Source organism: Marivita sp., from assembly GCF_051859345.1.
Lineage (GTDB): Bacteria > Pseudomonadota > Alphaproteobacteria > Rhodobacterales > Rhodobacteraceae > Marivita.
The window spans coordinates 20,689-39,090 of sequence record NZ_JBHYFV010000012.1 but is presented as its reverse complement, the minus strand read 5'-3'; the positions used below and the strand labels follow the sequence as shown (position 1 = coordinate 39,090).

21 protein-coding genes and 1 pseudogene are annotated in these 18,402 nt (G+C 59.0%); 13 read left to right on the top strand and 9 right to left on the bottom strand.

The window, feature by feature from the left end; all coding sequences use genetic code 11:
- The first annotated feature begins 53 nt into the window (after positions 1-53).
- Positions 54-200 carry a hypothetical protein gene (locus tag ACTIEN_RS09905; RefSeq protein ID WP_439522971.1) on the top strand — a complete coding sequence of 49 codons (147 nt, stop codon included), beginning with the start codon at positions 54-56 and terminating at the stop codon, positions 198-200.
- A gap of 232 nt (positions 201-432) precedes the next feature.
- On the opposite strand, the gene ACTIEN_RS09900 is transcribed toward ACTIEN_RS09905, so the two are convergent.
- Positions 433-666, bottom strand: a complete 234-nt coding sequence (locus ACTIEN_RS09900; RefSeq protein WP_439522970.1) for a hypothetical protein — start codon at positions 664-666, stop codon at positions 433-435.
- A gap of 132 nt (positions 667-798) precedes the next feature.
- Here ACTIEN_RS09900 and ACTIEN_RS09895 point away from each other — a divergent pair, with 132 nt between their 5' ends.
- Positions 799-939, top strand: coding sequence for a hypothetical protein (locus tag ACTIEN_RS09895; protein WP_439522969.1), 141 nt, complete (start codon positions 799-801; stop codon positions 937-939).
- 296 nt (positions 940-1,235) lie between these two features.
- Here ACTIEN_RS09895 and ACTIEN_RS09890 read toward each other — a convergent pair whose 3' ends face one another.
- Entirely contained in the window at positions 1,236-1,406 is a 171-nt protein-coding gene (locus ACTIEN_RS09890) for a DUF4386 family protein (RefSeq protein WP_439522968.1), read from the bottom strand.
- Between ACTIEN_RS09890 and ACTIEN_RS09885 the strand changes: the two are divergent.
- Positions 1,392-2,150: pseudogene (locus ACTIEN_RS09885) on the top strand (quinone oxidoreductase family protein); the annotation flags it as partial. The gene ACTIEN_RS09890 and the pseudogene ACTIEN_RS09885 overlap by 15 nt on opposite strands.
- 10 nt (positions 2,151-2,160) lie before the next feature.
- On the opposite strand, the gene ACTIEN_RS09880 reads toward ACTIEN_RS09885, so the two are convergent.
- Genes ACTIEN_RS09880 through ACTIEN_RS09860 form a run of 5 tightly spaced genes read right to left on the bottom strand, consistent with a single transcriptional unit; the run spans position 2,161 to position 7,040 of the window.
- Entirely contained in the window at positions 2,161-2,760 is a 600-nt protein-coding gene (locus tag ACTIEN_RS09880) for a VOC family protein (protein ID WP_439522967.1), read from the bottom strand.
- 11 nt (positions 2,761-2,771) lie between these two features.
- A complete protein-coding gene (locus ACTIEN_RS09875; RefSeq protein ID WP_439522966.1) occupies positions 2,772-3,794 on the bottom strand; it encodes a uroporphyrinogen decarboxylase family protein in 1,023 nt (340 codons plus the stop codon).
- A 51-nt stretch (positions 3,795-3,845) separates the two neighbouring features.
- Positions 3,846-5,345 (bottom strand): amidohydrolase family protein, encoded by a 1,500-nt coding sequence (locus tag ACTIEN_RS09870; protein ID WP_439522965.1) that lies wholly within the window; start codon positions 5,343-5,345, stop codon positions 3,846-3,848.
- A gap of 25 nt (positions 5,346-5,370) precedes the next feature.
- A complete protein-coding gene (locus ACTIEN_RS09865) occupies positions 5,371-6,174 on the bottom strand; it encodes an IclR family transcriptional regulator domain-containing protein (protein ID WP_439522964.1) in 804 nt (267 codons plus the stop codon).
- Positions 6,175-6,176: 2 nt separating this feature from the next.
- Positions 6,177-7,040 (bottom strand): dioxygenase, encoded by an 864-nt coding sequence (locus tag ACTIEN_RS09860; RefSeq protein WP_439522963.1) that lies wholly within the window; start codon positions 7,038-7,040, stop codon positions 6,177-6,179.
- A 121-nt stretch (positions 7,041-7,161) separates the two neighbouring features.
- On the opposite strand from ACTIEN_RS09860, the gene ACTIEN_RS09855 reads away from it, so the two are divergent.
- The 8 genes from ACTIEN_RS09855 to ACTIEN_RS09820 all read left to right on the top strand — a co-directional run bounded on the left by ACTIEN_RS09855 (position 7,162) and on the right by ACTIEN_RS09820 (position 13,946).
- A complete protein-coding gene (locus ACTIEN_RS09855; protein WP_439522962.1) occupies positions 7,162-7,974 on the top strand; it encodes a citryl-CoA lyase in 813 nt (270 codons plus the stop codon).
- 3 nt (positions 7,975-7,977) lie between these two features.
- Positions 7,978-9,123, top strand: coding sequence for a CaiB/BaiF CoA transferase family protein (locus tag ACTIEN_RS09850; RefSeq protein ID WP_439522961.1), 1,146 nt, complete (start codon positions 7,978-7,980; stop codon positions 9,121-9,123).
- A 38-nt stretch (positions 9,124-9,161) separates the two neighbouring features.
- The gene (locus ACTIEN_RS09845) at positions 9,162-9,563 is read left to right on the top strand and encodes a YciI family protein (protein WP_439522960.1); all 402 of its coding nucleotides are present in this window, start codon (positions 9,162-9,164) and stop codon (positions 9,561-9,563) included.
- A gap of 22 nt (positions 9,564-9,585) precedes the next feature.
- Complete coding sequence (locus ACTIEN_RS09840) at positions 9,586-10,635, top strand: C4-dicarboxylate TRAP transporter substrate-binding protein (protein ID WP_439522959.1); 1,050 nt, start codon at positions 9,586-9,588, stop codon at positions 10,633-10,635.
- An 84-nt stretch (positions 10,636-10,719) separates the two neighbouring features.
- Positions 10,720-11,205 carry a TRAP transporter small permease subunit gene (locus ACTIEN_RS09835; RefSeq protein ID WP_439522958.1) on the top strand — a complete coding sequence of 162 codons (486 nt, stop codon included), beginning with the start codon at positions 10,720-10,722 and terminating at the stop codon, positions 11,203-11,205.
- On the top strand, positions 11,202-12,512 hold the full coding sequence (locus tag ACTIEN_RS09830; protein WP_439522957.1) for a TRAP transporter large permease: 1,311 nt from the start codon (positions 11,202-11,204) through the stop codon (positions 12,510-12,512). The genes ACTIEN_RS09835 and ACTIEN_RS09830 overlap by 4 nt, the downstream gene beginning before the upstream one ends.
- Before the next feature lie 13 nt (positions 12,513-12,525).
- On the top strand, positions 12,526-13,053 hold the full coding sequence (locus ACTIEN_RS09825; protein ID WP_439522956.1) for an NADPH-dependent FMN reductase: 528 nt from the start codon (positions 12,526-12,528) through the stop codon (positions 13,051-13,053).
- Between the two features lie 44 nt (positions 13,054-13,097).
- A complete protein-coding gene (locus ACTIEN_RS09820) occupies positions 13,098-13,946 on the top strand; it encodes a fumarylacetoacetate hydrolase family protein (RefSeq protein WP_439522955.1) in 849 nt (282 codons plus the stop codon).
- A gap of 60 nt (positions 13,947-14,006) precedes the next feature.
- Here ACTIEN_RS09820 and ACTIEN_RS09815 read toward each other — a convergent pair whose 3' ends face one another.
- Positions 14,007-14,795, bottom strand: a complete 789-nt coding sequence (locus tag ACTIEN_RS09815) for a phosphatase PAP2 family protein (RefSeq protein ID WP_439522954.1) — start codon at positions 14,793-14,795, stop codon at positions 14,007-14,009.
- Between the two features lie 42 nt (positions 14,796-14,837).
- On the bottom strand, positions 14,838-16,580 hold the full coding sequence (locus ACTIEN_RS09810; RefSeq protein WP_439522953.1) for a mechanosensitive ion channel family protein: 1,743 nt from the start codon (positions 16,578-16,580) through the stop codon (positions 14,838-14,840).
- 136 nt (positions 16,581-16,716) lie between these two features.
- On the opposite strand from ACTIEN_RS09810, the gene ACTIEN_RS09805 reads away from it, so the two are divergent.
- Positions 16,717-17,613 (top strand): diacylglycerol/lipid kinase family protein, encoded by an 897-nt coding sequence (locus tag ACTIEN_RS09805; RefSeq protein ID WP_439522952.1) that lies wholly within the window; start codon positions 16,717-16,719, stop codon positions 17,611-17,613.
- Positions 17,610-18,383, top strand: coding sequence for a metallophosphoesterase family protein (locus ACTIEN_RS09800; RefSeq protein WP_439522951.1), 774 nt, complete (start codon positions 17,610-17,612; stop codon positions 18,381-18,383). Before ACTIEN_RS09805 ends, ACTIEN_RS09800 begins: the two co-directional genes overlap by 4 nt.
- Positions 18,384-18,402 lie beyond the last annotated feature (19 nt).

Sequence of the window (18,402 nt, the reverse complement as noted above, 5' to 3'; positions counted from 1 at the left end):
GACGAGGCGACCAGAGCGTTTTTAAGGGGAATACGCGTGAGCGGGAGGCGTGGATGCGCATTGAAGATCGCGCGCGAGCCGATCTCGTCAGCGCCCCGGTCGCCGTGACGCAGGGCATGTCCGTTCTTGTCCGTGATGGAGCAGATCGTGCCAGTTTACTGGCTGTTGCAGAGACAACCACCGTGGGGTGGCGTGTCTGAGAGGTTGAACAAAGCTGCCTGTCGCGGCACCGCACACGGGTGGGGTTTTTTGAATACGCAGCTAACCTCCGTTGGTGCCGGTCGATACAAATGGTCGATAGTTTCCGTTCGTGCGACCAGCTTTATGCAGCGCTGCGGTCCGCCGGACCGGACGTTCGCCAAAGAGGCGCCATGCTCGCCGCAATTGCGAGTGCCCCGGCGAAAGGGTGGTTAGCTACCCTTCCTTAATTCATCAGTTTGTGTCCGATATGGGTCGGTTCAAAACCCTGACAATCTGCTGCTCATCCTCTACCACACAAAGAAATTGGTTCGGGTCGGCAGAAATCTCCGCAAATGCAGCCCGGTAGCAATCGTCTACGGCTGGCGAAGCGCTTTCCCGCGACGCACCAAGCACGCCATCGGCCAGCATCGCGACGATCTCCCCTAGGTCCGCTGCGGTTGCTCGGCGATAACGCGGTTCACCCATGAGTGTTCTCCTCTCTCGTCATCGCCGACCGCTTCCATAGAAGCTGTGGGTCGTGAACGAACATGCCGGCGGACAACTCCGTGTCTTGGCTGCGTCTTCGATGTCGTTACGAAACTGAGCCAGAACTGCTGTATGGCCACCAATGCACTCGGCGATGCGAAGAAATGCGATACGGCCGTTGTCCGGATCATTGAGCGGTTCGAGCACGAGGACATCGCGATAGAACGCGACCATCGCGTCGAGATCGATGCACCGTATGGCGTTTTCGCCTAGAGCGCGAACAGTGAAACCTCGTTTGGACTTGAATCTCCTCCTGGTTGATCATGGCAAGTCGAAACCGTCTGCTCCGAAATCTGCGAGATGGGCGTAAGGGCGCGCTTTTGTTGACCAGCGGCACATTCGATCCGAACAGTCCTGGAGACCACCATTGTAGCCTCCTCCATATTAGACTGGGTTTCTTTGAAACAGCAGCCGGAAGCAAAATGCCGTCTCGGCGAGGATCGTCAGCAGGTAAGCCGGCGCGAATGCCGCGGACCATTCAGGCGCGAAAAAGCGCAGGCCGCTTCCGGTTAGATAGACGAGCCCGGCATCGCAAGGCCGGCCCCGAAGATCTTCGCGAAAAGGCCTGACCGCCAGACAAGCAGACCCATGATCAGGCTGTTCACGCCAAAGAACACGAGGCCGAGATCATAGCCGCGCCCGTGCAGATCCAGGAGAATCAACGCGAGGGCGTCACGCATCTGAAGGTCGGAGACCGCGCGGCGTATGCATCCATGCCGCCGGGTGCCTATTCCGAGGCACGGGTAATGCCGGCCGCACAGGTGTGTCCGATCCCGGATGCGGTTGATTTCGAGACGGCGGCAGCGGTGATGCTTCAGGGCATGACCGTCGAATACCTGTTTCACCGGACGACGCCGATCGCCAAAGGTGACAGGGTTCTGTTTCATGCTGCGGCGGGTGGCGTCGGATTGATCGCGTGCCAGTGGGCGCGATCAGAGGGGATCGACCTGATTGGCACCGCAGGGTCGGACGAGAAATGCGCGCTTGCCAAGGAAAACGGCGCAGCCCATGTCATCAACTACCGGACGGAAGATTTTGTCGCCCGCGTGAAAGAGATCACCGGGGGCAAGGGTGTCAGTGTCGTGATGGATGGTGTTGGCGCTGACACGTTTGACAAGTCGCTCGATTGTCTTGAGCCTCTGGGAATGATGATTTCCTTGGGGAACGCGTCCGGCCCGGTCCCGCCGATTGACCTTTTGACCCTGGCCGCGAAAGGATCGCTCAAGCTCGCGCGCACCACGCTCTTCACCTACATTTCAGACCATGCCCGGTGCCAGGAGATGGCACAGCACCTATTGGGCAAGGTCGCCTCGGGAGAGATCACGGTGACCATCGGCCAGCGCTACAAGCTTGATGATGTTGCCGCCGCGCACCGTGATCTTGAGGCTCGCAAGACAACCGGCTCAACCATCCTGACGCTTTAGAAGCAGGGCCCTAGTAGGGGTTCCGGGCGTCCCGGTCGTCGGAGAGGGAACTCTGACGACGGGTGACCAACCGTTCAATGGCGTCAGCGAGATGTTCGCGGTCGATGTGATGGTCGCCACGGGCAACCCGAATGCGGTGCGCCTCGATCATCACATCGGCATGGCGGCAGCCCTCGGGTGGTTCGAACCTGTAAGAGGCGATTTCCAGTCGCAGGCCAAGCGGATCCCGGAAGTAGATTGAATCCATGAAGCCACGATCCACCGGGCCGGAATGTGCGACGCCCCGCGCGTCAAGGCGGGCAGCAACCTGCCAGAACGTGGCCTGGCTGACATTCAGCGCGAGGTGATGCAGGGAACCGGTGTCTTCGGGCACGGGGGCCGCATTGGGTTTACGCGATTCATTGGTGAAAATGGTGATCAAGCGGCCATCGCCGGGGTCGAAGTAAAGATGCCCTTCCTTCGGATCGTCGAGATTGGGCTGATCGAAGATGAAAGGCATTCCCAGAACACCTTCCCAGAAATCAATCGACGTTTGCCGGTCAGCTCCGATAATCGTGATGTGATGGACGCCCTGCGTCTGAATCTTGCGAAATTCGGTCGAGTTTTCCATCTTTTCCCTCCTCAGGTGTATTCCATTCTGACAATCGCGGCCCCGTCGGCCATCGCTTTCATCTTGCCGAAGGCCACGTCGCGCGGCAGGTATTTGAGACCACAATCGGGTGCGACGACAACCTTGTCGGCGTCGACATGGGGCAGGGCGCGACGGATCCGCCCGGCAATGATCTCGGGTGTTTCCACGGTCATGTCGGACAGGTCGAGGACGCCAACCATGATCGTCTTGCCACGCAAGTCTTCGAGCACCGACGTGTCAAGGTTCGCCTGCGCTGTCTCGATGCTGATCTGGTCGCAAAGACAGGCGGCCATTTGCGGCAGGAAGGAATACCCGTCGGGCCGCTTTTTGGTCATCGCCGCGTAGCCGAAGCAGATATGCACCGCCGTCGTGCCCGCCGCGCCTTCGAGCGCCTTGTTGATCGCCTCGACGCCATAGTCTTCGGCAATATCCGGATTGGCCTGCAACCAGGGTTCGTCCAGTTGCACGATATCCGCGCCGGCGGCAAAAAGATCGGCGATTTCTTCCTTTACGGCCTGCGCATAGTCCATCGCCGCATCAGCTGTGGTGCGATAGTGGTCGTTCTGGGCCTGCAGGCTCATGGTGAACGGACCGGGCAGGGTGATCTTCACTTTTCGGTCCGTGTGCGCGCGCAGGAATTTCAGGTCTTCGACTTCGACGGGCCGGGCGCGCGAGATCCTGCCCGAGATCCGCGGAACCGGGACCGGCTTGCCCGAACGGGTCATCACCGTCCCGTAATTGTCCAGATCCAGCCCGTCCAGCGCGGTGGCAAAGCGGTTCGAATAGCTTTCGCGCCGGATTTCGCCATCGGTGATGATATCGAGACCGGCCTCTTCCTGTTCGCGGATGGCAATACGGGTGGCATCGTCCTGTGCTTCGCGCAGCATCTCCTGGGGAATGCGCCAAAGCTCTTTGGCGCGGGTGCGCGGTGGAAACTGGCCCTTGAGTTTCTCGCGGTCGATAAGCCAGTCCGGCTGGCAATAGCTGCCGACAAGCGTGGTTGGAAATAACATGGCGTATCCTTCTTGGCACCGGACGCGCACGGCGTCCTGCCGGGTGATCATTCAGGCAAAAAGGTCGTGCTGCACGCCGGCTTTTTCGAAGATGTAGTCGCGGCTTTCCTCAAGCTCGTGGCGAAGCTTGTCCATGTCATGGCCCAGCAGCTGGCCTTGCCATTTGCGGATTTTCCCGGCGACCATGACGGTGTCGACGTTTGAGCGATCCATCAAAGTGACAACTGCACCCGCCGCGTTGTTGAGCGGCGCGACGTTGATCGCTTCTGCATCCAGTAGGATGATATCGGCATCCTTGCCGGGTGTCAGAGACCCCGTCTTGCGGTCAAGCCGCAAACCTTTGGCCCCTTCGATGGTGGCGTGTCGGATGGCATCCGAGGTGCGCATGAGGGCCGGGTGATTTTCGTCCCCGGACAAGGCGCTTTCGTTTGCCATCATGCGCTGAAGCGTGATCATGCCGCGCATCTGGGTAAAGAAATCCGCCGACATCGTGCATTCGACGTCGGAGGACAGCGACACCGACATTCCAAGATCAAGCGCCTTCTGGATCGGCGGCTGGCCGTGGCGCATGTGCATCTCGATCGGCACCGACAGCGATACATGCGCGCCTGCGTCCGCTGCCGCTTTCCATGCGTCATCGGTCATGCCCGTCATGTGGATGAAGATGTTGTCGGGACCAAAGACGCCTTTCTTGGCCAATTCGTCAAAGGTTGGCGTCATGCCAAAGGTCGTGACGACGTGAAGCGCGATCTGCAGATCCAGTTCGCGGCCGATGTCCCACATCTCTTCGTAGCCCTCGATGTAGATCTCGCCTCCCATGACCATTGTCAGCAGGCTGTCATCGGAACTGAAGTACTGCTCGCGAATGCGCCGTGCGCCGCCGGGGTGTTCCTTGCCGTCCCACCAGCCTTCGAAATACCCAAAGACGCCGCGACGGCCCGCATCGCGCAGGCCTTCGATGGCGGCGTCGGAATGTTCGGCAGAATGGTGAATCTGGCTGACATCCATCACCGTGGTCACACCCGCGTCCAGCTGGGCCAGTCCGCCGTAAAGTTCGTTGATGTAAACATCCTGGGGCCGATAATGCTGTGAAAACCCAAGGAGCATCGACTCGTAGTAGTTTCGGACGTTCTCGGGCTTGCCATCATTCACGACAATGGCGTCCGCCAGGGAAGAGCGCAGCCCGGTTTCAAACTGGTGGTGATGGGTGTCGATAAAGCCAGGCATCACAATCTTGCCCGAAGCGTCGATCACATGCGCGTCGGATGCGTCGATATTGGCGGCGACATCGACAATCTTGGAGCCTTCGACAAGCACGTCGCCTTTGGCAAAGTTGCCGACAGCACTGTCGACAGACATCACGACGCCACCCTTGATCAGCAGGCGTGTGCCTTTCTGGCCCGACAATTCGGGCAGGGGGGCTGCGGTGATCTGTGTCGTGACTGCCCTTGCCGCAGATGTCGCCGAATTGCTGTCAGCAGGCGCCGACAGGAAAGGCGCGGTGCCGGGGCAAAGCGACATTGGTGTTGTGGGGCTGCAAAGTCTGCACATGGTCTGTCTCCTCCCAGAAACGTGTTTATCCGCCGAGAACCGATCTGAGTGTCGGATAGCGGGTCAGTTGATGCGCGATGTGGGACGCGGCCTCCTGCAATGCGGGAAGCCGTTCCTTCACAAGTTGATCGGGTGTCACCATTCCGGTGTATCCCGAGGTATTCAGGGCTGCGACAGTTGTGCCATCGGCGTCCCGGATCGGCACGGCAAGCGCGGTGATACCGTAGTCAAGCTGATCGACGGTTGTGGCATAGCCGTCGCGACGGGCCACCATGATCTCGGCCCGGAGAGCCTTGGCATTCGTGCAGGTCTTCGACGTGAGTTTTTTGGGCTCGTAGGATTTGAGATAGGCGTCGATCTTTTCGTCGGTCTGTCCAGCCAGCAAAATCCGCCCCATCGAGGTCGCGTAGGCGGGATAGCGGGCGCCGGGAACGGCTGCGGCGCGTCGTGCGCGCTGGATTGAAACATGCGCGACATAGATCACATGTTCTCCGTCAAGGGTACTGACCGAAGACGCGTCTCCGAACCGATCGACCAGTGCACGCAAGTCGCCTTCCAGCACCTCGTCGATCCGCGCCGTGAAATAAAAGCCCGATCCAAGCGCGATCAGCTTTGGCCGCAGGTGGAACCGCTTGTCCCTGCGGCCGATATATCCCAGCGTTTCAAGCGTCATCAGCGACCGGCGCGCAGCGGCTGGCGTCAAACCCACCCGCCGCGCAACTTCAGACAGCGTCATCTCGGGGTTGGCAGCATCGAACGCCTCGAGAATGGCTATTCCCTTGGCCAGCGCCTCGACAAACTCCGCAGGTTTTTTATCGGTATCGACCAAGGTCAGCTTTCCGGTGCCAGAACAAAATCAAATGTGCAGACAGCGTCCGGTTTCCTGTCAAGCGCATATCCAAGCGCGTCGACGTCCTTGGCGGGGCCGATTTTCGCGATCAGGGATTTGCGCACTCCGAAAACCGCATCGTTGTCGATGTATTCGGCATTTTCAAAGAACACCTCGGTTGTGATCGAGGCCATGTTGGGTGAGCGAACGATGTAGTGGAAATGGGCAGGACGCCACGCGTGACGGTTCCCGGCGCGAAGCAACTTCCCCACCGGTCCGTCGTAAGGGACGGTATACGGTTTCGGCATCACGGTTGTGTAATAGAACCGGCCATTTTCGTCGGCTTCAAACACGCCGCGCAGATCGTACTTGTCCTGCCCGTGTTCCTGTTCCTGGATCGGATAGGTGCCAGCCGCGTCGGCCTGCCATGTGTCGATGATCGCCCCCGGCAGCGGGTTGTGCAGCGTGTCCGTCACCTTGCCATGAACAAGGACGCTGACGCCGTCACGGTCATCGGACAGGTCTGAACCAAGCGGCTTGCGGGGCGCTTCGTCAAGATAGAAGGGGCCGAGGTTGGAACCTTCGGTCGCGCCACCCTTGCTGTTGATCATGTCCACCAGTGCAGAGAACCCAAGGACATCCGAAAGCAGGATGAATTCGTGCCGTTCGGGTGTCGAAATCTGCCCGCAATCATACAGAAAGTTGAGGACACCCATCCATTCTTCGTGGGTGACCTGGTTTTCGCGCGTGAAGTCATGAAGGTGGTCAATAAAGCTCTGCAAGAGCTGTTCGAACCGGCTTCCCGGCTCGGTCTTGAACGTTCCTTTCACCGCCTCGGTGATGGTGAACTGATTGATATCCCGCATGAATTCCTCCCTTGGCGCGGCCGCCAATCGTGGCGTCCAATATTTGACTTGACTGAAAGCTAGACTGCTCCATACTTTTCGACAAGAGCAAAAGTTTTCGCATTGCGAAAAAAGGAGAATTATGCGCATCGGAAAGCAAGACCAGTCTTATACCGCGATTGCGACATCGGACGCGGAGAGTGTGACCGTTCGGGGGCTTGATCTGTGTGACGATCTGATCGGCAAGATCAACTTTACCGATTACTTTTGGCTGCTGGTTCTGGGTGAAAAGCCGACAGAGGCGCAGCGCGACATGATGGATGCCTGCCTTGTGGCGATTGCCGAGCATGGTCTCGTCCCGTCCGTGCAAGCCGCGCGCATGACGCTTGCCGCCGGTCCGGACGCCTGGCAGGGCGCGATGTCGGCGGGGCTTCTAGGGATGGGCAGCGTTGTTGCGGGCAGTTCCGAGACGGCAGGCCGCTATCTTGCCGAGGTGATCGCGCGGGCGGAGGCTGATGGAACAGATCTCGAAACAGCCGCCATCGCCAGTCTGCAAGAACACAAGGCGCAGCGGAAGAAGGTTGCAGGGCTCGGTCACTCACAGCACAATTCAGGCGATCCCCGCGCCGATAGGCTGCTGGCCATCGCGGATGAACTGGGTGTGTCGGGCAAGTATATCGAAACGCTGCGTGTTCTTGGAAAGCATGCTCCGGGTATTATCGAACGCCCGCTGCCGATCAACGTCTCGGGCGCAATCCCTGCATGCATCCTTGATGCGGGTTGGCCGCTGGACGCGATCAAGGCGGTGCCGCTTCTGGCGCGTGCAGCCGGTTTGTCGGCGCATCTTTTCGAAGAGGCGCAACGGTCGATCGGGTTCATCATGTCGCACAAGGCCGATCTGGCGATTGAATATGATGGCAAACCCTCGTCACGTCAGTCCACGGCGGCGGAGTAAATCATGGTCAGAATTCTGAAGGATATTCGCGTCGTCGAACTTGGCACCTACATCACCGGGCCGGCGGCGGGGATGCATCTTGCCGACCTTGGCGCAGATGTCATCAAGGTAGAGCGTCCCGGTACAGGTGATCCGTTCCGTGCCTTCAAGGGTGGGCTTTATTCGCCGCATTACCAGACCTACAATCGCAACAAGCGGTCTATCGCGCTGGACACCAAAGATCCGGCAGACCTTTCCGTGCTGCATGATCTGGTCGCCACTGCGGATGTCTTCATCCAGAATTTCCGTCCGGGTGTCGCCGAGAAACTGGGCGCGGGTGAAGAGGATCTGCGCAAGATCAAACCTGACCTGATCTACTGTGCGATTTCGGGCTTTGGTACGTCAGGCCCGTCTCGTGACCGTCCCGCCTATGACACCGTCGCGCAGGCGGCCAGCGGGTATCTGCGCTTGCTGACGCCGCCGGCGAACCCGCGCGTGATCGGACCCGCCATCGCTGACGCCGTCACCGGCCAATATGCAGCGATGGGCATTCTTGCCGCGCTGTTGGAACGCTCGACGACAGGCAAGGGACGGCGACTGGACATTTCCATGCTCGAGGCGATGTGCCACTTCAACCTTGACAGCTTTACCCATTACTATTCCGAGGGCGAGGTGATGGGGCCATTGTCGCGCCCCGTCGTGTCGCAGTCCTACACATTCGAATGCGCGGACGCCAAATGGGTCGCGATCCATATGTCGTCTCCGGCAAAATTCTGGGAAGGCCTTCTGGCAGCGACAGGTCAGGAGCACCTCAAGTCCGATCCGCGGTTTGCGGAACGGCTTGAGCGGATCAAACATCAGGATGACCTGATTGCGCATTTCACGCCGATCTTTGCAACCAGACCGCGCGATGAATGGTGCCAACTCTTGCTTGATCACGAAGTGCCGCATTCCCCTGCCTACGATTCCGACGAAGCGTTGGAGGATGCGCAGGCACAACACCTGAACATCAAGGTCGAGACTCCGTCTTCAGAGCTTGGTACCTTCACGACGGTGCGTGCGCCCTACAGTTTCGACGGCGCACCCGAGCTTGGTGTCCTGCCGCCACCCGTGCTTGATGAACATGGTGCCGAAATAAGAGCTGACCTTGCTAGGAGGAAAGCAAGCTAGGCGGTGACTGGGATCATGCGTGCATTGGGAGGTGCAGAATGTCCGACGACAGCCCCAAATCGGTGCCGGTCGCTTCTGTGCTGGAGGCCTCGAAAGAGATGCTCCAGCGCCAGCTTTATGCGATCTTCACAACGCCGACCAACGGGCTTGGCCCGGTCTTTGCCGGGACCGAAGAGCATCTGGACTTTCAGGTGAAGCTTGAATCCGACGGTCTTCTTTATGCGACCGGTCCGATGTGGACGGATGACGAGCAAAGCTGGGAAGGCGAAGGATTGGTGGTGGTCAAGGCAGCGTCCCGCGAGGATGCCATTGTCATCGCAAATCGTGATCCGATGCACATATCCGGTGCGCGGTCCTTTACCGTTCGATCATGGCTCATCAACGAAGGGGCGATGACCATAACGCTCAATAACTCAAGTCAGACTTTCACGGTCAAATAAAGAAACTCTAAGGGAGGAACTTATGAGAATTCTGCACAGCGCACTTGTCGCGGGGCTTTTGGCATTGCCGGCCCACGCACAGGAATCCATCAATCTTACCGTGGCATCCAGTCACCCGACGGTGGTGCCATGGGTCGGCATGATCAAGACCCATTTCATGGCCAGAACCGACGAGATCCTTGCCGAAGATGGCGCGTACAAGATCGAATGGAACGAGGCCTTTGGCGGTCAGCTTTACAAGGCCAATGCCACTCTGACCTCTGTCGAAGAGGGCATCACCGATGTGGGCTGGGTCTTTTCATTCCTCGAACAGGCGAAGCTGCCACTCAGTCAGGCCTCGTCGAACGCGCCGTTCTCGACATCGAACCCCGCGCTGCAACTCGAAGTGCATCAGGAGCTTCTTGAATCCAACGATGCATTCCGAAACGAATGGGAACAGCACAATCTCAAGGTTCTGGGCCTGACCGGCACCGATCTTTATGACTTCTACATGAAAGAGCCGATCACCGGGATCGACGACTTGGACGGCATGAAGATCTCGGCGCCCGGTGTGCTTGGCAACTGGCTTCGGGGGACGGGGGCAAATGCTGTCGATGGGGCGTTGACGACCTATTACACGGACGTTCAGACGGGTGTTTCAGACGGCGTTCTGACGCTGGCGCTTGGCGCATTGCCGATCAAGCTTCACGAGGTTGCGCCCTACATCAACCGTTTCGATGCGGGCGGGGCGTTTTCCGGTGCCGTGGCCATCAATCGTGACAGCTGGGACGGTTTGCCCGAAGAGGTCCAGAACGCAATGATTGAGGCGGGAAAGTACTACACCCAGGCGCACGGCCAAGACCTAGTCGAGCGACATGAGACCGCGCTGAACGCGATGGTGGAAATGGGCGCGGAAATCGTGGAGATGCCCGAAGGTGAATTGGTGAAATGGGTCAACAAGATGCCCGATATCGCCAATGACTGGGCGGCCCCCCTCGAAGAGCGTGGAATTCCGGCCACGGCCTTCCTTGCGGATTATCTGGAAGGTTTGCGTGCGCGTGGTGAAACCCCCGCCCGCGACTGGGACAAGTAAGGTCGCAGCTTGAAACCTGACGCCGATAAAAGCACCTCCGCAGCGAGGGTCGTATACGCGAACCGCCTTGAACGGGTGTGGCACATGGTTGTGGAAACATTCGCAGCCATGGGCACGGTGCTTATCGGCGTTCTGATGGTCATCATCTGCGCCGATATCATCGCACGCAACGTCATGGGAGCCTCGTTGCCGCTTGTCTCGGAGGGTGGGGCGCTTCTGGTGGTCACACTTGTGGCGCTACAGCTGGCCGCGACCGTGCGCGCTGGCCGGCTGGCCCGAACCGAGGTCTTCATCGTTCCCTTCATGGACCGCTATCCGGTGGCAGGGGCGGTGTTGAACGGGGTCTTCAACGTGGTCGGGGCGGTGCTCTTGGGCATCATTGGCTGGGCATCTCTTCGGGTTGTGGGAAAAGACATAGCCGCAGCCGAGTTCATTGGCGTTCCGGGTCTTGCCACTTTGCCGACATGGCCGTTCCGCGTTCTGATCCTTGCCGGTTTCGCCATCGCAGCCATCGAATTCGCCGTACAGGTGCTGTCGGCGCTTCGCCGGACAATCGGAGACCGTCGATGACTCCCCTGGAGATCGGTGTCCTTGCCATCGTCGTTCTGGTCGTGCTGATCCTGATCGGCATGCCCATCGGGATCGGAATGCTTGCCACCTCCTTTGTCGGAGTCGCGATGATCCGGAACGACGTGGTGGCCGTTCGCATGATGACGCAGGTCGCCAATGACAGCCTTGAAGAATACCTCTTCGCCGTGGTCCCGCTTTTTGTGTTGATGGGGTTATTGGTCACCGTCTCGGGCGTGGGCAAGGACACTTTCGACGTTTTCCAGAGACTGCTCAGGCGCGTTACGGCAGGTCTGGGCGTTGCGACGGTCTTTGCCAATGCGATCTTTGCGGCAATCACCGGCATTTCGATCGCTTCTGCAACGGTGTTCAGCCGGATCGCTGTGCCGGAAATGCGCCGTCACGGCTACACCAACGGGTTTGCCACGGGCGTTGTTGCCGGGTCTTCGGTTCTTGGAATGCTGATCCCGCCATCGCTTCTGATGATCGTGTATGCGGTCCTTGCAGAGCAATCGGTCGGCCGCATGTTCCTTGCAGGCATCGGACCGGGTATCCTGCTTGCGCTGGCGTTCACCGCGACGATCCTCATCCTTGCCAAGACGCGCCGCGAATTCGTTTTCGAAAGCGGCGACGAGGCTGACTACGATGATATCGGCCTGTTTGACGTCTTGATGAAATCCATCCCGATCCTGTCCTTGATCATTGTTGTACTTGGCGGATTGTATGGCGGTTTTCTGAACCCGACCGAGGCCGGTGCCGCCGGTGCGTTCGGAGCGTTGGTCATCGCGCTTCTGCGCCGCTCTCTGGATCGCAAGACATTCTGGCGGCTTCTGGTGGAAACCGGGCAGATCACGGTGTCGGTCCTGTTTCTCATTCTTGCCGCGACCTTTTTCAGCCGGATGCTGGCGCTGTCTGGTGTGCCCCGCGAACTGGCCGAGGTCCTTTTGTCGGGCAACATTGGTCCCTACGGTTTCCTTCTGGCCTATATCCTGCTGATCGTGGCACTAGGGTGTCTGATCGACTCGATCTCGATCATGCTGATCGTGCTTCCCATCGCGCTGCCGGTCGCGGGTGCGGCGGGGCTCGACCTGATCTGGTTTGGTGTGATCACCGTGATCGCGGTGGAAATCGGGCTTTTGACTCCGCCCTTTGGGCTTTCGGTCTATACCATCAAATCCGCCATGGATGATCCTGACCTAAAGGTTGGTGAAATATTCCGGGGCGCGGTTCCCTTCATCCTTGCGATGCTGGTCACTCTGACGATCATCATCCTTATCCCCTCAACGGCCACATGGCTGGCCCGACTCTGACAAAAGGTTCTCAATGCCCGATCTTCTTATCGTTCCCGGAAGCCTGCGCACCGCGTCTTCTTCTCGTGCAACGGCACGCTCCCTGGCCGAGCGGCTCAAGGACCGTGTCACCTGTAGCGTCGCGGATGTGGGGGTGCTTCCGCTCTACAATGCCGATGTGACCGATGACCCGAATGTCGCGGCCTTCGTTGCACAGATCGACGCGGCGGATGGCGTTCTCTTTGTGACGCCTGAATACAATTACAGTGTTCCGGGCGTTCTCAAGAATGCCATCGACTGGGCGTCGCGCCCGGCCTTTGCGTCGGTGTTCAAGGACAAGCCCTGTTTCGTCGTCAGCGTTTCGGGTGGTCTTTTGGGTGGTGTCCGCGCGCAGGCCCATCTCAAGTACATTCTGAACGGAATGCTGGCGCGTGTCCCCGCCGCGAAAGAAGTCGTCATCGCGCAGGCCAATGGAAAAGTGACTGACGGCATGTTGACCGACGAAGACACGCTGGCCTTTGCAGAAGCCGAGATGGACAGCTTTCTTGCCAGTCTGGGTTGACCCGGCATAGACATCCAAAACATCACCACAACGGATACCGATACATGCGTTTAGCCAGTTTTACCCGACCTGATGGAACTTCGTCTTACGGGACAGCCGATGACACCACGATCCGCGACGCGGGTGTGGAACTTTCGGGAAAATATGCCGATTTGAAGGCCGTCCTTGCGGCCGGTGCAACCGCGACCCTTGAAGGGGTGGGGAATCCCCTGCCGTTGAGTTCGGTCACGCTGTTGCCGCCGGTGCCGAACCCCGAAAAGATTCTCTGCATCGGGTTGAATTACCTGCCGCATATTCTTGAATCGGGACGTCCACATCCGGAATACCCGTCGATCTTTACCCGCTTTCCGTCATCCATTGTCGGGCACGGCGTCGCGATCGAACGGCCCAGAGCCAGCCGCGAATTCGACTACGAAGGCGAACTGGCCCTGGTCATCGGCAAAGATGGCCGACACATCGCCGAAGACGATGCATGGGATCACATCGCGGGCTATTCCTGTTTCAATGAAGGCTCTATTCGCGATTATCAGAACCATACAACTCAGTTCTGGCCCGGCAAAAGCTTTGAGAGATCAGGCTCCATGGGGCCGTGGCTGGTCACACCTGACGAGGTTGGCGACATCCGGGAACAGTCTTTGACGACACGCGTGAATGGCAATGTCGAACAGCACGCTCCGATTTCCGACCTTGCAATCGGGATACCCGAGATCATCGCCTACGCGTCGACCGTCCTGACCCTGCGCGCCGGTGATGTCATCGTGACGGGCACGCCCGGTGGTGTCGGGCGCTATCGCAAGCCGCAACTGTTCCTTGAACCCGGTATGGTGGTCGAGGTCGATATCGGCCCTGTCGGATGCCTCAGAAACGACGTGGTGGACGAAGCACCGCTTTGACCTCTGGATGACGGTTGGCGGGGTCGGCCGATCGTTCCAAACATCGGTTTGGCGCTTGTGCTATCGGTGATCCGACACCTTGCCGTCCGAGCGGTCCGTTGCAACGGATCGCTTGTCGGCGTTGTTCGGCGGATTGGCCGTGTCTGGTTCGATATGGCCCCGCCGTGCCAGCAGTTGCGCCGTGCCAAAACAGATCGCGGCCCACGCGGCCCCGCCAAGCCATCCGGCAAGAACATCCGTCGGCCAGTGCACCCCAAGATAGACACGACTTATTCCGACAAGCAGGGTGAGCACGACCGCCGTCAGCATGACGAAGATCTTGAGCCTGCGACTTGGTTGGACACGCGCCACAAGAACGCCCAGTGACAGATACGTCACTGCCGCCATCATGGAATGTCCCGAAGGAAAGCTGGCGGTGTGAACAATCGACCCGTGCGGTACAAGATCGGGGCGTGGGCGGTCGAAGATGTCTTTGGCGATGCTGGACAACACGATACCACCACCAACAGCCGACAGCAAAAAAAGCATCGAACTGATCCGTTGCCGCATGAGAAAGTAAAGCGCCACCAATGCTGTCGCCAGTGTCAGAATGGCGACGCCCCCAAGCGCCGTAAGATCACGCCCCATTTCCCGAAGCCATTCCGGTCCAATCGGATCCGAAAGATCGCCGGGTGTCCGCAAGGCAAGCAGGATGCTGCGATCAAGGCTGCTGGTTGACCCTTCGACAACCTCGTCCGTCAATTCTGCAAGAGCCCAGAAGGCACAGACCAGCCCAATGAGAAAAAACAACCAGCGCAACTCGATTGCCTGGCTGAGCGCGGTCATCAGCGCTTTGACGGAGTGTCCCAATCCGTCCTCTGTCCTTCTTGGCGGTCTCGTCCTGCGCATGGCCTATCCGCTTCCCGCCATTCGCACTGTTCCGGCGCTTTGGGGATCCCGCCGATCGGGATTGTTCCGCGCATGGACGTCCTCGACACGTTCGCGGGGCAGCCAGTTCGGTCGGTTGTCCCTGATATGCGCCATAAGCTGTTCGCGCAATCGACATTGCACGGTCCAACCGGTCGAAGGATCATCCATCATGGCATAGAAGCTGACATTAAGCCCGTCGGCGGACTGATCTGTCGTCCGCGTGTTGGCACTGTCGGATTCCGAAATTTCCGGATCGTCTTTCACCAGTTTTTCGAAACAGTCGCGCAGTTCATCGACGTCCGCGCAAGGATCCAACCGCAGATCAATGACCTTCATCATTCGCGCTTCGGCAACTGACCAGTTTTCAAACGGCTTCGACACGAAATAGGTGACCGGCACGACGATCCGCCGGTGATCCCATGTGCGCAACCTGAGGAAAGTGTAAAACACCGCTTCGACATAGGACCAATCGCCTTCGAAAAAAACCGAGTCCCCGATCCTGACGGGTTTGGCAAAGGCAATTTGCAGCGAGGCAAGGATGTTGCCCAGCACCGCTTGGCCAGCGATGCCGAAAACCACTGTAAGAACACTCGCTGAGGCCAGAAGGGTCAGACCGACGCTTTCAAAAAGGTTCAGTCGCGCCAAGACGACAATGACGGCAAGCCCGACCATCAGCAGAACGATCAGACGACGCAGGGCATAGATCGACGTATACAATTCCCGTTCATCCACGCCGCGCTTGTCGTCGATTTCGCCGACATACCGAATGGTGATCCGATGCAGCGCCGCATCCAGTAGTCGCAGGGCCGTCATACCCACGCCCCAGACCATGAGAATGATCAGCACAGGACGCAGGATCATCTGAACCGGGCCAGAAAACGACAGGACGTTGCTGAACACCAGCTGCGCCAGACCTGCCATGATCAGGATTGCCAGAGGCAATCCGCTGCGATCCAGACCCTTTCTGAGCCATGTGCGATCCGACTTGGAGGCGAGCCAGAGCGTTGCACTGCGCGTCATCGACCCCGCGAACAATAGGGCGATGCACAACGCGGGCAGGGCAATCCATTCCCAAAGCCAAAGACCCGCGATTTCACGCTTCAAGGATGCAGGAATCCGGCTTTCATAGCGGCGCGGACCGAATTCCGCGAAAAGGACGTCCACGTTATCGACGGTTTGGGGGGTGAACAACCAGATCGCAGGTTGGTCCGCGGATTTGTACCGGGCCAGACGTATGTCGTAGGCAGACTGGCCTGTCTCAAGAGAGGCTATGACCAGATTGCGCCGGGGCTGGCCTGCACGCGCGCTCGAATCTGAGGAATGTTCAATCATGGCATCCGGGCGGGCAGGGAGGCTGCGCCAGTTGATCCAGACCTGCCGGGCAAGGATCGAGGACAGCTTTTGCGCTGTCTCCGGTCCGCGTTCTTCCTGGATGTCCTGTGGCACGTCAGCCAGATTGAGGTAGTGAGCCGCTGCGCCGAAGTTCCCTTGTTCGGTCGCGTTCAGAAAGCCCCGAAGCGTCTGCCGGGGTGCGGTTCTGTCGATCCTGTCATCCGGTCCAACGGGAAGTCCCTGGTTGATCGCTTCTGTCTCGTACCACGCGTCGGACGCCCCTTGTGTCATGGCAGGTGTGCTGAACGGAACGCTCAGAATGGCACATGCGCACACCAAAAGGCGCAGCAAACGCAGCGTGTTTGTCTTCCGGACCGAAGAACTGATCGACATCGGGTCTCCTGATTGTCGGCGCGTGTCTTTTGCGTGGCCAACCCGCAAGGGCAGGTGAGGGTTCCCGAACGGCAGGGCGGCGGAACAGGGACGTGTCGAACCGCGTTAACGTCAGAATGTGCAAAGGAGCCCTGTGATGATGAAGGTTGTGTTGAACGTCCATGCCGGTGACGGGCCGGAAGGCGATGATCGCGTGCAACAGCTGCAACAGGCATTGAAGGCACATGCGCTTGATGCACAGGTCGAAATTCCAAACGACGGCGAATCCCTCACGGAATGCGCCGAGCGCCTGCTGTATGCCGGCGCACAGACGCTAGTGGCCGCAGGCGGTGACGGGACAATCGCCGCGCTGGCAGGCCCATGTCACGCGGCAGGCGCTGTGCTTGGCGTCATCCCTATGGGAACCTTCAACTATTTCGCACGCGCGCATGGCATTCCCGAAGCGCTTGACGACGCGGTCAAGACGCTGGCGCACACGTCTTCCCGGCCTGTCACCTTGGGCAGGGTCAATGACCGCATCTTTCTGAATAACGCGAGCATCGGACTTTACCCCACCATTCTGCGTGCGCGCGAGGACGTTTATGCACGTTACGGCCGGTCGAGGTTTGCAGCTTATTGGTCGGTTCTGAAAACGCTTGGGCGGCGACCGCGGTCGATGCGCCTGGACATTACCCTGGATGGTGTCGATCACCAGATGTCCACACCTCTCGCCTTTGTGGCGGCCAGTGCGTATCAACTTGATGAATTTGGTCTTGATGGTCTACAGGATCACCGCAACGGGTCATTCGCATTGCTCATCGCGCCGCAAGTCACCCAGTCGGCCATGCTGCGCACGGCGGGTCGTCTGGCCGTTGGCCTTGCAGAGAAGGGTCCGGATTACATGCTCTACACCGCGCGTGACATCGTCATTCGTCCGAGGCTGGCAAAGATCCTGGTGGCGTGTGATGGAGAGAAGATGCAAATGGACACGCCTTTGCGCATGCGCCAGGACGACCGGCCATTGCACCTGATCGCCCCGCAGGAGACATCGTGATACGGATTGCCCATATCTCGGATTTGCATTTCGGTCGGGATGACGCAACGTTGATCGACCCTTTGCAGGATGCTTTGAACAAGGCGGAACCAGATGTGATTGCCGTCTCGGGCGATCTGACCCAACGTGCGCGTGCAGGGCAATTTCGCGCCGCGCGCGCCTTTCTGGACCGGCTTCCGGCGCCTTGGATTTGTGTGCCGGGCAACCACGACATCCCGCTCTACAATCTTCCCATGCGCCTGCTGCGACCTTATGCGGGTTATCGACGGACGATTTGCCGTGAACTCTCACCAAGCTTTCAACGCGAAAAATTGCTGGTGCAGGGTCTGAACACGGCCTGGCCGTTTTCCTGGCAACGGGGTCATCTTCGCAAGCGTCACCTGACCCGCGCCTGCAAGCGGTTCAAGGGGTTTGACGGCGCGCGGATCGTGATGGCGCACCATCCGTTTCAACAAGCGCAAGGCACCAAGAAACAACTGATGCCCGGTGCCGAAGAGGCACTTCACAATCTGGCGGCCTGTGGGACGGACGTGATCCTGACGGGCCATCTGCACGCATGGCGGGCCGAACCGTTTGTCGCCAGAACCGGTGGGAGCATCCTGCAGGTTCATGTTGGCACCGGTCTGTCGACCCGTCTGCGCGGACAGGACAACGACTTCGCGATACTGGACATCGCGGGGCGGTATTGCACCCTGACGCGGATGGTCGCCAGCGTGAAAGGGGACTTCGCCAAGGATATCGAGACGCGATTCACCCTGAATTCGCGTTGATCCCGCGTTGCCGCGCCTG

What these genes read in the sequence shown, in the direction of transcription:
- ACTIEN_RS09830 (WP_439522957.1), top strand. Translation starts at nt 11,202, where the DNA reads ATGACTCCCCTGGAGATCGGTGTCCTTGCCATCGTCGTTCTGGTCGTG.
- ACTIEN_RS09845 (WP_439522960.1), top strand. Translation starts at nt 9,162, where the DNA reads ATGTCCGACGACAGCCCCAAATCGGTGCCGGTCGCTTCTGTGCTGGAG.
- ACTIEN_RS09875 (WP_439522966.1), bottom strand. Translation starts at nt 3,794, where the DNA reads ATGTTATTTCCAACCACGCTTGTCGGCAGCTATTGCCAGCCGGACTGG.
- ACTIEN_RS09840 (WP_439522959.1), top strand. Translation starts at nt 9,586, where the DNA reads ATGAGAATTCTGCACAGCGCACTTGTCGCGGGGCTTTTGGCATTGCCG.
- ACTIEN_RS09820 (WP_439522955.1), top strand. Translation starts at nt 13,098, where the DNA reads ATGCGTTTAGCCAGTTTTACCCGACCTGATGGAACTTCGTCTTACGGG.
- ACTIEN_RS09855 (WP_439522962.1), top strand. Translation starts at nt 7,162, where the DNA reads ATGCGCATCGGAAAGCAAGACCAGTCTTATACCGCGATTGCGACATCG.
- ACTIEN_RS09905 (WP_439522971.1), top strand. Translation starts at nt 54, where the DNA reads ATGCGCATTGAAGATCGCGCGCGAGCCGATCTCGTCAGCGCCCCGGTC.
- ACTIEN_RS09870 (WP_439522965.1), bottom strand. Translation starts at nt 5,345, where the DNA reads ATGTGCAGACTTTGCAGCCCCACAACACCAATGTCGCTTTGCCCCGGC.
- ACTIEN_RS09825 (WP_439522956.1), top strand. Translation starts at nt 12,526, where the DNA reads ATGCCCGATCTTCTTATCGTTCCCGGAAGCCTGCGCACCGCGTCTTCT.
- ACTIEN_RS09895 (WP_439522969.1), top strand. Translation starts at nt 799, where the DNA reads ATGGCCACCAATGCACTCGGCGATGCGAAGAAATGCGATACGGCCGTT.
- ACTIEN_RS09810 (WP_439522953.1), bottom strand. Translation starts at nt 16,580, where the DNA reads ATGTCGATCAGTTCTTCGGTCCGGAAGACAAACACGCTGCGTTTGCTG.
- ACTIEN_RS09880 (WP_439522967.1), bottom strand. Translation starts at nt 2,760, where the DNA reads ATGGAAAACTCGACCGAATTTCGCAAGATTCAGACGCAGGGCGTCCAT.
- ACTIEN_RS09850 (WP_439522961.1), top strand. Translation starts at nt 7,978, where the DNA reads ATGGTCAGAATTCTGAAGGATATTCGCGTCGTCGAACTTGGCACCTAC.
- ACTIEN_RS09890 (WP_439522968.1), bottom strand. Translation starts at nt 1,406, where the DNA reads ATGCGTGACGCCCTCGCGTTGATTCTCCTGGATCTGCACGGGCGCGGC.
- ACTIEN_RS09805 (WP_439522952.1), top strand. Translation starts at nt 16,717, where the DNA reads ATGATGAAGGTTGTGTTGAACGTCCATGCCGGTGACGGGCCGGAAGGC.
- ACTIEN_RS09860 (WP_439522963.1), bottom strand. Translation starts at nt 7,040, where the DNA reads ATGCGGGATATCAATCAGTTCACCATCACCGAGGCGGTGAAAGGAACG.
- ACTIEN_RS09835 (WP_439522958.1), top strand. Translation starts at nt 10,720, where the DNA reads ATGGTTGTGGAAACATTCGCAGCCATGGGCACGGTGCTTATCGGCGTT.
- ACTIEN_RS09900 (WP_439522970.1), bottom strand. Translation starts at nt 666, where the DNA reads ATGGGTGAACCGCGTTATCGCCGAGCAACCGCAGCGGACCTAGGGGAG.